The organism is Campylobacter sp. CFSAN093238 (genome assembly GCF_012898015.1).
GTDB classification, from domain to species: Bacteria; Campylobacterota; Campylobacteria; order Campylobacterales; family Campylobacteraceae; genus Campylobacter_D; species Campylobacter_D jejuni.
In genome coordinates this window covers 1,269,786-1,285,683 of record NZ_CP040611.1, presented here as the reverse complement: position 1 = coordinate 1,285,683, position 15,898 = coordinate 1,269,786, and the positions used below count along the sequence as shown (strand labels likewise).

13 protein-coding genes are annotated in these 15,898 nt (G+C 31.4%); 3 read left to right on the top strand and 10 right to left on the bottom strand.

Going from position 1 to position 15,898, the window contains the following annotated elements; genetic code table 11:
- Positions 1-43 precede the first annotated feature (43 nt).
- From FBF21_RS06640 to guaA, 7 genes are all read right to left on the bottom strand, one after another.
- Entirely contained in the window at positions 44-526 is a 483-nt protein-coding gene (locus FBF21_RS06640) for a DNA-deoxyinosine glycosylase (protein ID WP_057981350.1), read from the bottom strand.
- On the bottom strand, positions 523-2,682 hold the full coding sequence (locus tag FBF21_RS06635) for a polyribonucleotide nucleotidyltransferase (RefSeq protein ID WP_002869659.1): 2,160 nt from the start codon (positions 2,680-2,682) through the stop codon (positions 523-525). The genes FBF21_RS06640 and FBF21_RS06635 overlap by 4 nt, the downstream gene beginning before the upstream one ends.
- A 69-nt stretch (positions 2,683-2,751) precedes the next feature.
- Complete coding sequence (locus tag FBF21_RS06630) at positions 2,752-4,800, bottom strand: LPS-assembly protein LptD (RefSeq protein ID WP_100608516.1); 2,049 nt, start codon at positions 4,798-4,800, stop codon at positions 2,752-2,754.
- Positions 4,790-5,242 carry an RDD family protein gene (locus FBF21_RS06625; RefSeq protein WP_002853161.1) on the bottom strand — a complete coding sequence of 151 codons (453 nt, stop codon included), beginning with the start codon at positions 5,240-5,242 and terminating at the stop codon, positions 4,790-4,792. Before FBF21_RS06625 ends, FBF21_RS06630 begins: the two co-directional genes overlap by 11 nt.
- A complete protein-coding gene (purD, locus tag FBF21_RS06620) occupies positions 5,239-6,489 on the bottom strand; it encodes a phosphoribosylamine--glycine ligase (protein ID WP_002853212.1) in 1,251 nt (416 codons plus the stop codon). The genes FBF21_RS06625 and purD overlap by 4 nt, the downstream gene beginning before the upstream one ends.
- Positions 6,490-6,728: 239 nt before the next feature.
- The gene (locus tag FBF21_RS06615) at positions 6,729-8,189 is read right to left on the bottom strand and encodes a hypothetical protein (RefSeq protein ID WP_002875858.1); all 1,461 of its coding nucleotides are present in this window, start codon (positions 8,187-8,189) and stop codon (positions 6,729-6,731) included.
- An 86-nt stretch (positions 8,190-8,275) separates the two neighbouring features.
- The gene (gene guaA / locus FBF21_RS06610) at positions 8,276-9,811 is read right to left on the bottom strand and encodes a glutamine-hydrolyzing GMP synthase (protein ID WP_002873151.1); all 1,536 of its coding nucleotides are present in this window, start codon (positions 9,809-9,811) and stop codon (positions 8,276-8,278) included.
- A gap of 138 nt (positions 9,812-9,949) precedes the next feature.
- Here guaA and FBF21_RS06605 point away from each other — a divergent pair, with 138 nt between their 5' ends.
- From FBF21_RS06605 to FBF21_RS06595, 3 genes are read left to right on the top strand one after another with little or no spacing between them, the layout of a single operon-like run.
- Positions 9,950-10,444, top strand: coding sequence for a hypothetical protein (locus FBF21_RS06605; protein WP_002867358.1), 495 nt, complete (start codon positions 9,950-9,952; stop codon positions 10,442-10,444).
- On the top strand, positions 10,437-12,239 hold the full coding sequence (gene uvrC / locus FBF21_RS06600; RefSeq protein ID WP_002875857.1) for an excinuclease ABC subunit UvrC: 1,803 nt from the start codon (positions 10,437-10,439) through the stop codon (positions 12,237-12,239). Before FBF21_RS06605 ends, uvrC begins: the two co-directional genes overlap by 8 nt.
- 1 nt (position 12,240) lies before the next feature.
- The gene (locus FBF21_RS06595; protein WP_002854153.1) at positions 12,241-13,437 is read left to right on the top strand and encodes a hypothetical protein; all 1,197 of its coding nucleotides are present in this window, start codon (positions 12,241-12,243) and stop codon (positions 13,435-13,437) included.
- On the opposite strand, the gene FBF21_RS06590 is transcribed toward FBF21_RS06595, so the two are convergent.
- The 3 genes from FBF21_RS06590 to ciaC all read right to left on the bottom strand — a co-directional run bounded on the left by FBF21_RS06590 (position 13,434) and on the right by ciaC (position 15,859).
- The gene (locus tag FBF21_RS06590) at positions 13,434-14,336 is read right to left on the bottom strand and encodes a radical SAM protein (protein WP_002853556.1); all 903 of its coding nucleotides are present in this window, start codon (positions 14,334-14,336) and stop codon (positions 13,434-13,436) included. The two genes, FBF21_RS06595 and FBF21_RS06590, sit on opposite strands and share 4 nt — an antisense overlap.
- Positions 14,333-15,355 carry a uroporphyrinogen decarboxylase gene (gene hemE / locus FBF21_RS06585; RefSeq protein WP_002859305.1) on the bottom strand — a complete coding sequence of 341 codons (1,023 nt, stop codon included), beginning with the start codon at positions 15,353-15,355 and terminating at the stop codon, positions 14,333-14,335. Before hemE ends, FBF21_RS06590 begins: the two co-directional genes overlap by 4 nt.
- 183 nt (positions 15,356-15,538) lie before the next feature.
- Entirely contained in the window at positions 15,539-15,859 is a 321-nt protein-coding gene (gene ciaC / locus FBF21_RS06580; RefSeq protein ID WP_002853224.1) for an invasion antigen CiaC, read from the bottom strand.
- Positions 15,860-15,898: the final 39 nt, after the last annotated feature.

Sequence of the window (15,898 nt, the reverse complement as noted above, 5' to 3'; positions counted from 1 at the left end):
CTTTTTTCTTGTTTTACTTGGGGGGGGGGTAATGCTTAGTTTGTTATTTTGTAAATTTTTTGATTATTTCATAGTTTTGTAAAAGCTGTTCAAAAGAAAAATTTAAATTTGCAGGAGAAGTTGAGGGTAGAGCTATGGCTTTTAAGCGAGGGTGGAATTTAACAAAAAATCTATAAGCACTTTGTCCAGTAGTAAAAATGGCTTGGATTTTGGTTTGAGAAAGGATCGGGCTTAAATCATTGGCTTTTGCATAACTTATAGTTTTATCATCTGAATTTTTTATCTTGCAACTTTGAAGTACATCCCAAAGAGCGATATGTTTTTTTCTTAAAAAGGCTTGTTGTTCTGTGATATTTTCTAATCTTACATCAAAAAGTGTTTCTAGTATAGGCCAAAAACGATTTCTTGGGTGTTGATAATAAAAGCCATCTTGTCTTGATTTTACCGAAGGAAAAGATCCTAAAATTAAGATTTTAGAATCTTTGTCAAAAAAAGGCTCAAAAGGATGAGTTAGAAATTCGCTCACTCACACAAATCCACAGAAATTTTTCCGTTTTTAATTTCGCTGATTTTAACTTTTAAGCTTTGGTTTTCGCTTAAATTAAGATGCTTGCTTTTTGAACTATGCAATAAACCATCAACACCATTTTTAAGTTCCACAAAGGCTCCAAAAGGAGCGATTTTTTTAACAATACCTTGAAATTCTTGCCCAAGTTCAAAGCCTGATATATCTTTGTCTTTAGAGCCTTTTTTAGTTCCTTTTTGAGAGCTTGTGATGTTTATGATGTAGTCTTTTGCGGCTTTGATTTGTTCGTTTTGACTACCTGCTATTTTTACTTCACCTTTTTCGCGATCTAAGTCTATAGAAACGCCAAATTTTTCTACGATTTCTTTGATGGTTTTTCCGGCTTGTCCTATGATATCAACGATTTTTGAAGGATCAACGCTAAAAAGCTCAAGTTTAGGTAAAACTTCTTCATTGACTATGATTTCTTTGGCGGCTTCTTCCATGATATTTAGAATGTGAATTCTTCCTTCTTTGGCTTGGTATAAAGCTTGTTTTAGTATTTCTTGATCGATTCCACCTAGTTTTATATCCATTTGAAGAGCAGTAACGCCGTCTTTGCTTCCTGCTACTTTAAAGTCCATATCCCCATCATGATCTTCAAGTCCCATGATATCTGTTAAAACAGCATACTTGTTATCTTCAAAGATAAGCCCCATGGCTACTCCTGCAACAAGTTTTAAGCTTGGCACTCCTGCTGCTTTTAAGGCTAAAGATCCGCCGCAAACCGTTGCCATAGAACTTGAGCCATTGCTTTCTAAAATTTCACTGACTAAGCGGATTACATAAGGATAGTTTTCATCCACACTTGGATAAAGTGCTCTTTTGGCTAAATTTCCATGTCCTAGTTCTCTTCTTCCTGGAGCTTTGATAGGACTTGCTTCGCCTACTGAAAAACCTGGAAAATTATAATTTACCATAAAGCGTTCGCTTATAGGATTTTTTTCTGTAAGCAAGTCTATCATTTGAGCATCGTTTTCTCCGCCTAAGGTTGCAACCACTAGGGCTTGAGTTTGTCCACGAGTGAAAAGACAAGAACCATGAGCGTTTGGTAAGATGTTGGTTTCTATATTAATAGGACGCACTTCGTTTAAACTTCTACCATCAGCTCTTTTGCCTTCATTTAAAATTTGCTCACGAATAAGTTTGCGTTTGACTTTAGCTAAGGTATTTAAGACACTTTCTTCGCTCCACTCTTTAGCGATTTCAAGATTTGAAATTTCTTTAGCGATTTTATTTAGTTCGCTTGCTCTTTCGCTTTTTGCCATTTGGTTGATGGCTTCTTTGATTTGTTTTTGGAAATTATTTTCTATAAAAGCTAAAATTTCAGGATATTCAATCTCATTTTTTAGTTCGATTTGAGAATTTTTTTCGTGTTTGCTAAAGGCTTCTTCATAAGCATTTGAACCATTTAATATAGCTTTTTGAGCTAAATTTAGAGCTTCTAAAATTTCATCTTCGCTAAGTTCATTCATATTTTGTGAAGTGGTTTGAGTTAAAACATCAGCATAAGGAGCTTCGATAAAGATTTCATTTTCTTTTTGATCAGGTAAGGCTCTCATTTCTATCATCAAAAGCTCATCTTTTACACCTGCTACATAGAGATCTAGGGTGCTATTTTGAAGCTCTTCATTGTTTGGATTGAGTATGAAATTTCCATCTATCTTTCCTATACGCACACCACATACTGGAGCTTTCATAGGTATATCACTAAGATAAAGTGCCACGCTTGCGGCATTTAAGCTCATTACTTGCAAATCTACTTTAGGATCAGCTGAGAGAACCATCACAACGATTTGAGTCGGATAAGCATAGCCTTTTGGAAAAAGAGGGCGTAAGCTTCTATCAATAATGCGTGCTGTTAAGGTTTCTGCATCGCTTGGCTTGGTTTCTCTTTTGACATAACCACCAGGGATTTTTCCTGCGGCATAAGCTTTTTCGATGTATTGGACGGTTAGAGGTAAAAAATCTTCTTCAACTTGTTTTTCTTCTCTTGCAACTGTAGCTAGAACAACGCTTTTGCCTTGTCTCATTAAAACAGCACCGGCAGCTTGTTTGGCGACTTTGTCTATATTAAATATTTCTGTATTTTTGTTAATTTCTATGCTGTATTGCATTATTTTTCCTTTTTTACCAGATAATAAATTCGTAAAATTTTTTAAAATATTTAGCAAATTTCATCCTTTTTAAATTTTGTTTTCACTTTCTGCTAAAGAGAAATCGTATTTTACTCCTCCTAAAGGATAGAAGTTGAAAATAAAATAAACTCCGCTTTGATTTTTAGCTGTGATACCACCACTTGTGAGTTGTGGATCGATTCTTTCTCTATACATTAAAGAATAGTTCCAACATTTTCTTTGGTAGGTATAGCCAAGTTCCCACATGTTTGCATGAGCTCTTTGAGTATCAAACCAAATTCCACCAAATAAATTGTAATTAGGTGTGGCAATATAATTTGCTCTTGTACCAATAAAGCTATATTTTCCATACTCATCGTTTTGATAAGCATGAGAAAACATCCAATTAAATTTTGAATTTGTATTGACTTCTATTTGGCTGATGACATTGGTAAAGCGACTTTGTTCATAAGAGTAAAGCACTTCGCTGTTGAGATTGATGTTTTCATTAAAATAATAAGTTAAAAGATTTTCAAGTTCATAGAATTCATTTTGTTTATTGAGATAGTCAAGCGAAATTCTGTGTTTGAGTTTTTTTTGTCCTTCGTTGTTATAGAAATATTGCACAGCATAAAGACTTGTATGCTCGTTTTCTTTGTCGTATTCTTCAAGATAATCTTGCGTGATTTTACCTGATTTTGCTCCTGGCAAAACGTAATTCACCCCTAAATTTAAAGTATGAAAGAAATTTTCATAAGCTTTTGAAAGATCGGTGTAGAGATTAAAATCATGAGTGTTTCTGAAATAATGCTCATGGTTTCTTTCGGGATCGTTGCTATAATTTACAAAAGAAGCATAAAATCTTTCTGTAAAAGTAAAGTGTAAAAAGTCTCCAAAAAAAGCGTTGTGATACGAGATAGGCAAGTCTAAATTTAGCTCATTTGCATAAGAACCAGCAGGTCGGTAAAAATTATGAAATGAAGCATCAAATGAATAACGCAAGCGTTCATCAAAAAGGTTATTTAAAAATCTATGATATTGAAAGCTTGGATATTCTTGTAAGGTTGTATTGTTGCTAAGTTTAGATGTGTCGATATAATATCTTGCATAAGCTCCGTAAAAATTGTTTTCATCAGCTAAAAAATAATTGATTTTGGAGGTTACAAGCGAGTTAAGATCTCGATAATCCCTACTTCCTAAATTTAAATAATCCACATCGTTGAGATAGGTTGCATCTATCCATAGACCTTCTTGAAAATTATCACTGAGTAAAGATTTGATTAAATCATCTCTTGAGTATTTTAGTTCTATTCCATAGTGGGTTTGATTTTTCAAATTTTCATCGTGAAAATAGGAGCTATTTTCCCTAAAAGCACCAAAATTTAATTCTCCTGTTGAATATGGAGAATCAAGAAATCTTAAAGTAGAATAAAGTCCAAAACCACGGTTTGTTCGAATTTGTGGATCAAGTTCTAAATCCCAATTTTCTTGAGTGGCTATATAAATAGGTTGTTCATAGTATAAGCCTTCGCTACTTTTTAAAACGATTTTTGGGATTAAAAGCCCGCTTTGTCTATGAGTATCAGCGCTAAATCCAAAATAAGGTAGATAAAAAACTGGGGTATTTTTAACATATAATCTTGCATTGTAAAGATGAACAAAATTGGTTTCCCGGTTAAGCCAGCCTTTTGAAAAACGAATTTCCCAATCAGGATCTTCAACATTGCAGCTTGAAACTGCTGAAACTTTGCTTTCAAAGACTTTATCATTTAGATGGCTTGTTTTGCTTTGAAACCATACTTCAAGATTGTTATTGGAAAAGAAAAAATTACTAAAATCGGCTTGATTGGAATTTAGGTTGATTTTAGCATAATCAGAATGTGATCTTTCGTTTTGTCCCCTTAGGATGTTAACATCGCCAAAAAGCTCAACATCTCCGGTTTTTTCATTGTAAATTGCTTTATTGGCAGTGATGAAATAAAAATCAGAAAAAATAATAACATCATTGTTCGCAGTAAGAATATCACCTTCTTTTTTTGCATCAAGAGCGTAAATATCAACTTGTGCTGCATTTAAAGCTATGCTAGTTCCTAGCAATAGGGAAAATTTACGCCACATCGACTACTATTGTCCTTGCTAGATAATCCTCCCAAGCTTTGCGTAAATCATTGCTTAAAGCCCAAGCAAATCCAAGCATAAACGCCATAGCACTAACTTGTCTTACGGCAGACCTGATGCAACTTTGAATGAGATTGGGTTTGTCAAGAAGATTTTCATCCAAGATGATAATTTTGCATAATATTTTTCCCAAACTTGCTCCATAAAGATAAGTAAAAATTGCTTGATAACTAAAATGAAGCAAGATGAAGCCAAGGTAAAAATTTCCTACAATTTGAGTTGTTTCAAATAAATCTTTTGCTTGGATTAGACGATCATAAAAAATGATAAACACAATCAAAGAAATAACCATATCATCGATTAAAAAAGCTAGAACTCTTTTTCCAAAACTTGCTATTTTTAGATTTTCACGCTCTAAGCGGTCTTGTAAATTTTCTTTCATTTCAGAACCTGATGAGCGATGTCTTTTCTGTATTGTTTTCCTTTGAAATTTACATTATCACAAAGTTTATAAGCATTTTTTTGCGCTTCTTCTATACTTTTTCCTGTGCCAACGCAAACTAAAACTCTTCCACCATCAGCCATTAATTTGCCATCTTCTAGGCTTACTCCAGCATAAGAAATATGAGAGTTTTCAGGAATGTTATTTACGGTAATTTCACTTTTTGGTGAACTTTTGTAAGGATAATTTTCACTTGCGCATACAACCCCTACTGCAAATTCTTTTTTGATTTTGATTTTTGAGTGTCTTAAGCGTCTTTGAGTAGCAGCTAAAATAAGCTCTAAAGGATCTTCGATTAAAGGCATTAAAACTTCACATTCAGGATCGCCAAAGCGAACGTTAAATTCTAATACGTAAGGTTTATTTCCAACGATCATAGCACCTATAAATAAAACACCACAAAATTCCGCTCCTTCTTTTTTCATACCTGCTAAAGTTGGTAAAATAATATCTTTTTGAACTTTTCTAAGCAAGCTTTCATTCGCCAAAGAGCTAGGAGCGTAAGCACCCATTCCACCAGTATTTGGCCCTTGATCATTATCGAGTAATTTTTTGTGATCTTGTGCTGCAGGAAGTAAAACAAAATCATTGCCATCACATACTGCAAAAATGCTTAATTCATAACCATCTAAAAATTCTTCAATTACAACGAGTTTTCCAGCATCTCCAAAGCTTTCTCCGCTCAGCATTTTAGCTGTTTCTTCTATGGCTTCTTCATGAGTTTTAGCTATGATAACACCTTTTCCTGCGCAAAGTCCATCGGCTTTTACTACTATAGGAGGGGTTAAACTATATATAAAATTTTTTGCTTTTTCAATGTCATTTGTGTTTAAAAATTTGGCTGTTTTGATACGGTATTTTTTAAGAAAGCTTTTCATAAAAGATTTTGAGGTTTCAAGCATTGCAGCAGCTTTACTTGGCCCAAAAATAGCAAGTCCTTGTTGTTTAAAAATATCTACAACCCCTTCAGCTAAAAAACTTTCACTTCCTACTATACAAAGATCAAAACCTTTTTCTTTTGCATAGGTTGCTAAAACTACTGGATCTTTTAGGTTTAAATTTGTTCCAAGACTTTCGGTAGCGCCATTTCCAGGAGCAAAATAAAACTCTAAATTTTTGTCTACTCTTCTTAAGGCTAAAGCAATAGAATATTCTCTTGCACCACTACCCAAAATCATTATTTTCATTTATATCTCCTTTTAAACCCAAACAGCCGTTTAACAAAGATTGACCCCAAAAAGTCAAAGAAAACCGCTAGGTAATTTTTAAAGGCTGCAACTTCTCGCTTTTTTCAAAGCTCAAACGATGCCACAGAACACGGTAAATCACACAATCGCAGTTAATAAAAATGTGTTGGATCACTTTAAATACTACAAACTGTTTAGGCAAGGAAATTATAACTTAATTTAGCTTAAATTTCTATGTCTTAAATCAGTTTAAATTTGGTTTTTCCTGATTTGTCAAAATGCTTTCCTTGTAAAATAATATCGGCAACATTTTCCCAAACATGTTTTTCATCAATATAGACTATATCAAAGGTGTTATCACGCATTAAAGATTGATAATTTACTTTTTTAGGTGCGTATTTTACTAAATAATACGGATTTTGTGAAAAGTTTTCAATTTTTAATTTGCATAATAAATCTAAATCCGATGTGACAACTAAAAATTTTTTTCTTTGTTCTTTTGTGATTTTTTGAATATACACTAAAAGTTTTTGATCAAAAGGATTTAGAGCGGATTTATTTAAGCGACTTAAGTAATGTTCTGCAAAAGAAAGAGAACAGAAAGAATTTTCTATATTACTCATAGTAAAATAAGAATTTTTAACCCCTGATGATTTTAAAGACAAGTGCCAAATTTTAACATCCATTATGGTTGCGCATAGATTTAAACCTGTGACAATTTTTTTAAAGAGCTTTTCTCGTGAAAGTTTAAAAGCATTTTCGAAAATATTGTAATTTTTCTTATAAAAATCTTCCCTTATAGCATCAAGTCTTTTTAGTGTTGTTCTGTAGTATTCTGCTTCTTTTTGTAGTTTAGCCAATCTTTCTTGTCGTGCTTTAAGTTTTTCAGGGTCTGCATCGGTCGCATTGCTTTTAAGATTTATTTCAGATTGTAAAGTTTTCATTTGTGCTTCAAGTGAGGCTAGACGATTGTTTCTTGTATCTATGGTGGCTACTAAAGCTTGGTAATGACACTGCAAAGATAAAAAAGTTTCGTTAAAAATTTTAGTGATATTTGGTTTTTGATCAGCCATCATTTGCTTGTATGAATTCTCTAAATGCATCATGATGCTTTTTAATGCGCTAAATTGGGTTTGGTCTATGCTATTATCCATAAAAATTAAAGTATCATAAGCTTTAAATAAAAATCTTTTAAGTATAAGATAATCAAGTATACAAGGAATTTCCTTTTCATCTTGTAGATTGGCTTGAAGCGTTTCTACGGATAAAATTTCATGGGCAAAATATTTTTGTATAGCTTGAGGTATAGTAAAAGAAAGAGGAATTTTTTCTATAGTGTCAAAGTCTGTTGTTCTATAGAGTTCTGTTATATAAGCACTTCTTCTTGAGTTTTGCAAGTCTTCTAATTCATCATCATTATCAGTTTTCCAAAAATCATGCTCAGTGATAAAATCCCCTTCTTTGAATTCTTGAAATTTTGAAGGTTTTATACCTGTTATGGTTTTGCTTGTTTGAACGAGTTTGCCGTCTTCTGCTTTTTTTTCGCTAGAAAGAGTTCTAAATTCCACAAGCATACCAACACTTGGCATACTTTTTTTATCATTCCAAATTTGGCGATTAAAGTCAAAAAAGGTATTTGCTGAGTTTGTAACGGTTCCACGTCCTGTAGAATCCATATAAATAGCTATTTTTCCATGCATATTTCTTCCTTGAAATTTCTTAAATAAATTCTAGCCTTATTTTTATAAAAATTTTATATTAAAAATAAGAGCTAGAAAAAAATGGATTATTCCCATTCTATAGTTGCAGGTGGTTTGCTTGAGATATCATAAACAACGCGATTTATACCTTCTACTTCATTGATGATACGGCGACTTATGTTTTCTAAAATTTCGTAAGGTAAATGCGAGAAGGTAGCTGTCATACCATCACTTGCATCTACAACGCGTATACAAACTGCATTATCATAAGTGCGGTTATCCCCCATAACTCCAACGCTTTTAACATTTAAAAGTACGCAAAATGCTTGCCAAGTTTTATCATACCAACCTGTACTTTTAAGTTCCTCAAGTAAAATTACATCAGCCTTGCGTAATAGTTCTAAGCTAGCGCGATTTACTTCTCCCATAATGCGTATAGCAAGACCTGGCCCAGGGAAAGGATGACGATAAACTACTTCTTTGCTAAGTCCAAGCTCAAGTCCTAAGGCACGCACTTCATCTTTAAAAATTTCTTTTAAAGGCTCTATGAGTTTAAGATTCATTTTTTCAGGTAAGCCCCCTACATTATGATGGCTTTTAATGGTTTTGCTTGCACCTACAACAGAACTTTCTATGATATCAGTATAAAGTGTGCCTTGGGCAAGATATTTTACATCTTTATGTTTTTTTGCTTCTTCTTCAAAAACTTCTATAAAGGTATTTCCTATGATTTTTCTTTTTTGTTCAGGATCTGTGACATTAGCTAAGCGACTTAAGAAAATTTCACTTGCATCAATGCTGATGAGATCGATGCCTAAAGTGTTTTTAAACATAAATTCAACTTGTTCTTTTTCTTCACTTCTTAAAAGTCCATTATCTACAAAAACTACTATAACTTGCTCTTTTATAGCGCTAGCTAAAAGTGCAGCAACTACGCTACTATCTACTCCGCCACTTACAGCACAAAGCACTTTATCATTGCCTACTTCTTCGCGGATTTTTTCTGCTTGAGTTTTTGCAAAAGAACCCATATTCCAAACACTTTCACAATTGCAAGCGTATTTAGCAAAATTTTTTAAGATATTTTTGCCAAATTCGCTGTGTTGTACTTCTGGGTGAAATTGTAGAGCAAAGAATTTTTTATCCTCATTTCCAAAAACACAAAAAGGGCTATTTTCACTTGTGGCTAAAACTTCAAAACCTTGAGGTAAATTTTCTACTTTATCAGAATGACTCATCCAAACGGTTTGTTTTTTTGGAAGATTTTTAAATAAAGCGCTATCTTTTTTAACTTCTATGTTTGCTTTGCCGTATTCTTTATGTCCTGCAGGTGCTACTGTAGCTTTGTAATGATGTGCCATGAGTTGCATACCATAGCAAATTCCAAGAATAGGTAGATTTAAGTCAAATATGCCTTTATCGCAAAAATACGCATCAGTTGCATATACGCTTGCTGGACCTCCGCTTAAAATAATACCTTTTGGTTCTTTCGCCTTAATATCAGCCAAGCTTACATTAAAAGGTAAAATTTCTGCATAAACTCCTTGTTCCCTTAAGCGTCTTGCTATAAGCTGAGTGTATTGAGAGCCAAAGTCTAAAACTAAAATATCTGCTTTTTTCATTATTTACCACCTATGTAATTGTTCGTATTTTTTAATGGTTTTTACCGAACCATTTTGTTCATAGCTTGTGTATTGAGGGTTGCCTTTATATCCGCAAGCACAGAAGAAAATTAAGAAAAGAAATGCTAAAATCATCTTATGGGAAAAAGAAATAATATTAAGATGACTAAAAACGCTAGTGCTGTTATTAATGAATTGATGGATAAACCTCATTATAAGCCTTTAAAAACCTTATTTTTTTGCAAAGATTTTTTAAGTTCTTTTCCGCTTGCTAAGCAACGTTTGATTGCTAAAATTTATGTAAAAAATCATATTTTAAATATAATAACCTTACATCCAGCAGCTTATCAAGAATTAAATCATGATGATAGCAAAATTTATATTAAATTTCTCATAAAAGCATATGGACAAAAATATCCTTTAAGCGGATTTGTTGATATAAAAGATATAAAAATCTTTTCTCAAAAATACACTTATACGGTAAATAAAAACAAAAATGATGAAAAACTCTCTAAAAATTCTTATTTGGAGCTTTCTAAGGGTGAATTTAAAAATTGCTTTGAAGATAAAAAATTATTTAAGAAATTTGAAGATTTAAGAGAGCTTATAAAAAAAGGTTCTAATCTTGATTAAAGAGAATTTAGAAAATGAGTTAAAAACTCTTCCCAATAGTGCTGGAGTGTATCAATATTTTAATCAAGAAGGAAAGCTTTTATATGTAGGCAAGGCTAAAAATCTTAAAAATCGTGTCAAATCTTATTTTGCCTTTACTCCAAATTTACATGCAAATCCAAGAAATTCTTTAAGAATTCAAAAAATGATTGAAGAAACAGTGCATTTGGAATTTATTGCTACTAATTCAGAGGCTGATGCTTTGATTTTAGAAAATTCTTTTATCAAACAACTGCATCCAAAATATAATATTTTGCTAAGAGATGATAAAACTTATCCTTATATTTATGTGGATTTTGAAGAAGAATTTCCACGCTTTGAGATCACTAGAAAATTAGTAAAAAAAAGCAAAATTAAATATTTTGGCCCTTTTTTTAAAGGCGCTAGAGAGCTTTTAGATGCGCTTTATTTATACTATCCTTTAAAGCAAAAAGCAAGTTGTAAATCCCCTTGTATTTTTTATCAAATTTCTCGTTGTCTTGCACCTTGTGATAAACTCATCAGCAGGGAAAAATACCTTGAAATTTTAGATGAGGCTATACACGCACTTTTAAATCCTAGTGTTTTGCTTAAAAACTTAGAAAAACAAATGCTTGTTTTAGCACAAAATGAAAATTACGAAGAAGCAGCTAAAGTAAGAGATCAGATTGCAATGATTAAAGATTTGGAAGTTAAGGTTGAAATAGATATTGCGAAATTAGAAGATTTTGAAGTATTTGCTTTAGCTTTTAAAAATTCCGTGCTTTCAACCTTGCGTTTTGTGGTGCAAAATGGAAAAATTATCAGTGCAAATTCTAAGATTACTCCTATAAGAAATGATATACAATGGGATCAAAATGAAATTTATAAGCAACTGATTTTAGAAAATTTTAGCATGGATATTCCTTTGCTTGCAAATGTTATTTATGTTTATGAAGAATTTGAAGATAGAGTGCTTTTAGAAGAAATTTTAAGCCAAAGGTTTGATAAAAAAATCAGTATTAAAATCCCTAAAATAGGAGAAAAAAGAAGAATTTGTGATTTGGCTTTTCAAAATGCCCTTTTAAATATAGAAAAAGAGCAAAAAAATCATGATTTTACTATACAAAAAGAATTAAAGTTTTATTTTGAGCTTGAAAATTTACCAAATGATATAGAAATTTTTGACAATTCTCATTTGCAAGGCGTGGCAAATGTTGGAGCTATGGTAACTTATAGAATAAATTCTTGGGATAAGTCAAAATATAGAAAATTTCATTTAAAACATAAAAATGACTATGATCAAATGCGTGAAGTTTTAACGCGTAGAGCTTTGGACTTTGATAAAATACCTCCTCCTGATTTATGGCTTATAGATGGGGGAAAGGCTTTGCTTGATTTGGCTAAAGAAATCATTGTAAGTAGTGGGGCAAATGTCGATATTTTAGCTATTTCAAAAGAAAAAATCGATGCAAAAGCACATAGAGCTAAAGGGGGTGCTAAGGATAAAATTCATTCCTTAAAAGGAGAATTTAGTCTAAGCATTAACGATAAAAAACTACAATTCTTACAGAAATTAAGAGATGAAGCACACCGTTTTGCTATCAGCTTTCATCAAAATACTAAGAAAAAACAGGACTTGAATAGTTCTAAGCTTGTAAATTTAGGACTTAGTTCAGGGGTTATACAAAAACTTTTAGCGTATTATGGAAATTTTGAATCTATATATAAGGCTGATTTTAAAGATCTTACAATGCTTGTAGGCAGGAAAGCGGCGCAAAAGATAAAGGAAAATTGATTTGATATTAGCAGGGATAATTTTTATTTTTAATCTAATTTTAGCGTATTTAAGTATTGATATCTCAAAGCTTGATAGTGTTACTGAACAACTGAAAATAGGTATGTTTTCTAGCATTTTTGTTTTATCTTTAACACTTTTTATTTTTGCTTTTAGGCAAAATAGAAATATAAACAAAATATATCAAAAAATTTTTTGCATGCAAAATGATTTTTTAAATTTTCAAAAAAAGATTGATGTTGATAGTGCGCTTGATTTGTTAAAGGAAAAATTTGAAACTACGAGCCAAAATTTAACTAAAATATCCCATGAAAAAGATAGATATTTGCATTTATTGGAGGAAAATTTATATCAGCTTGTAAATATATCTAATGCAATGCGTTGCTTAAATGAAGGGTATAATAAAGAAATTAATTCTTTGATTTTAAATGCCTTAAATTCTCAAAAAGATCAAATTAGATTAGAATTAAATGAGGCTTTAGAGCATCATAAAAGCATTATAGGAACATCTCATGGAAAGGTTTTGCAATTTGAAGCAAGTGTGGCCATAGTTAATAATGATGAGCTTGAGAATTTTTTACTTGCAAATTTACTTTCGTATTTTGGCATAGAAAGCACTTGTTTTAAAAATTTAAGTTTTGATGTTAATGACTTTCATTTGATTTTTATCAAGGATAAAATTTTCAATAAAAATGTAAAGAAAAATTATGATTTTATAGTGATGGGTCGGCATAAAAATACACATTATGAGTATTTTTTAACTTTACCTTTTGAAAAAAAAGATCTTGAAAATATTTTGCAAAACAAGCTTGATAAGGTTTGCACTTTAAAATTTAAAACCCCTTATCAAAATAATGTATTGCTTTTTAAACAAAATGATTTTGATGCAACCTTGTTTTTTAATATAATAGAAAAACAATGTGATAAAAATATATGTATAAATTCTTTTAGTCAATTAAAACAAGAATTAAGCAAGGAGACTTATCGTTTGATTTTACTTGATTATGAATTAATTAAATTTGATCTTGAGCAAATGAGAAATTTGCTAAGTGCTTATAAAAAACAGCATCCACAAAGCCATATCATCTTTTTTTCAAAGGAAAAAGTTAGGGATTTTGATTGTGTGAGCGAAGTTTTAAGTGATGTAAGTAGAAATGATCTTATAACTTTACTTAGAAAGTATTTGCCAAAGGCCTAAACTTTATAAAATTTAACTCCAGCTAAATCGAGAATTTTTACCTTTTTTTCTTTGATAAGTTGATTTAAGAGAGTTTTGGATTGTTCATCAAATTTCACTTCAATGTCTATTTCGCTTTGTGAGCGCAAATGAAGCATTTTTAATAATTCTTCTTCATTGAAGCTTAGTTTTTCACCTTCATAATGTCTTTTGGCTAAGAGTACGGGAGTAGAATCTATAAGTTTAGAAAGTTCTAAAAGTTTTTCTTCGCTTACTTTTTTAACAGCATAAGCAGGAGGTCTATCTATGGTGCTTAGATCAACTCTTAAAGGCATGATTTTTTTTAAAGCTTGATTAAGTGCTTCAAATTCTTCTTCGTTGTCATTAAGATCTTTAACAACTAGAATTTCCATAATCAAATCTCCATTAAACCTAGCTCTAAAATCTGCCATTTTTTCTATCATTTTTTCTAAGTCAATGTTTTTTAAAGCTCTATCAATACGATAAAAAGTTTTAGCAACTGCACTATCCAGGCTAAATTTGACCACATCTAGTTTTAGCAAAGCATTAAATTTGTCTTCATCTAATACAGCTGTACCATTGCTTAAAATAAGCAATTTTTTATCTTTAGCAATGCTGCGTAAAGATAAAATAAGCTCATTTAAATAAGGATAAAGACTAGGCTCTCCGTTGGCAGTAAGGGTAAGAAAATCAAATTCAACATTTTTTTCAAGCATAACTTTAACTTCGGAGATAATTTTATCTATGCTGATAATTTCATCCTGTTTTTCTTGGGCTTTTTTTGGATCAAGCTCGCAATAAACACAATCAAAATTGCATTGTTTTTTACTAGGGCTTAAATCTATACCCAAAGATCTTCCAAAACGCCTTGAGCTAACAGGACCAAAGAGTATTTTCATTTAGCTGAACTTTCTTGTACAAGCTTGATAAAATATTTTGCATTTTCAACAGGAATATCAGGCAAGATCCCATGTCCTAAGTTGAAAATATGAGCTTTATTTTGCATGGTTTTTAGTATTTTTCCGACTCCTTCTTTGATGGCATTTTTATCATAAAGTCTACAAGGTTCCATGTTGCCTTGAAGAGTGTATTTGTGCGATAGTTTATCACGTGCTAAATCAAGCGGAGTGCTCCAATCAACTCCAAAAACATCAAAATTACCATCGATTCTATCCAAATAACCGCTAATGCCTTTAGGGAATAAAATTACAGGTATATTTGGGTATTTGCTTTTAATAAAATTTGAAATTTCAAGCATATAATTAAAAGAGAATTCAAAAAACTTATCATATTCTAAAGCACTTGCCCAGCTATCAAAAATTTGTATAGCATTAGCACCTGCTTTAATTTGCTCTTCTAAATAAAGTTTTAAAACTTGAGTTAGTTTGTTTAGAATTTTATGTAAAAGTTCTGGGTTTTGATAAAGCATTTTTTTACACTTTGCATAATTTTTACTTCCACTTCCTTCTATCATATAGGTAGCTATAGTCCAAGGGCTTCCGCAAAATCCTATTAAAGCCTTGTTTTGAGATAATTTTTCTCTTGTAAGCTTTAAGGCATCATAGACATAATTTAATTTTTTATGTGCATTTTGATCGTCAAGTTTTTCTAAATCTTCTAGGGTTGAAATAGGATTATCAAAAACAGGCCCTTCTCCTTTTTCAAAACGTAAATTCATACCCATTTCAAGAGGAACAACTAAGATATCTGAAAAAATGATTGCTGCATCTACATCTAAAATATCAATAGGCTGTAAAGAAACTTCAGAAGCTTTTTTATAGTCTTTGCATAAAGAGAGAAAATCACCCGCTTGTTTTCTTACTTCCATATATTCTGGCAAATACCTTCCTGCTTGACGCATCATCCAAATAGGGGTGTAGGGTGTAGGTTTTTTAAAGCAAGCATCGATAAAAATCATTATTTTCCTTTGTTTTTAGCAAAATTATAACAGAATTTGATAAATTAAATTGGTCAATTTTTCTATATTTTCTTCATATAGAGGAAATAATAAATTTTTTCATTTTATCCAGAGTTATTAGAAATTTTACGAGAATTATTGGAATTCTCGTTTATGTAGTTTGAGTTTTGATTGATTTGTATATTAAGCCTTTGTATTGTTTGTGGCATTTCCTGCGTCAATTGTAGTAAAAAGCTTATTTAGCAAAGTTTCCTCATTTTTTTTGTATTGATCTTCTCTCATTTTTTGCCAAGCATAAGATCTAAAATCTTCTCTAACAGCACCAAGATCAATGTCTTCGTTAGTAAATTTGCTTGAGTTTGTTTTTTTATCTTCCTTTTCTTCTTTGTTTTTTACTTCATTTAATGTGGCTTGAAATTCATCTGCCGAAGTATTTTTTTCTTTAACTTTAGTTGTGGTGCTAAAGATAGCATTTGATGTTTTTTGAGTATTATCTACTACCATTTTCTCCTCCTTTATTTAACTTTACATTAAATAAGCAAG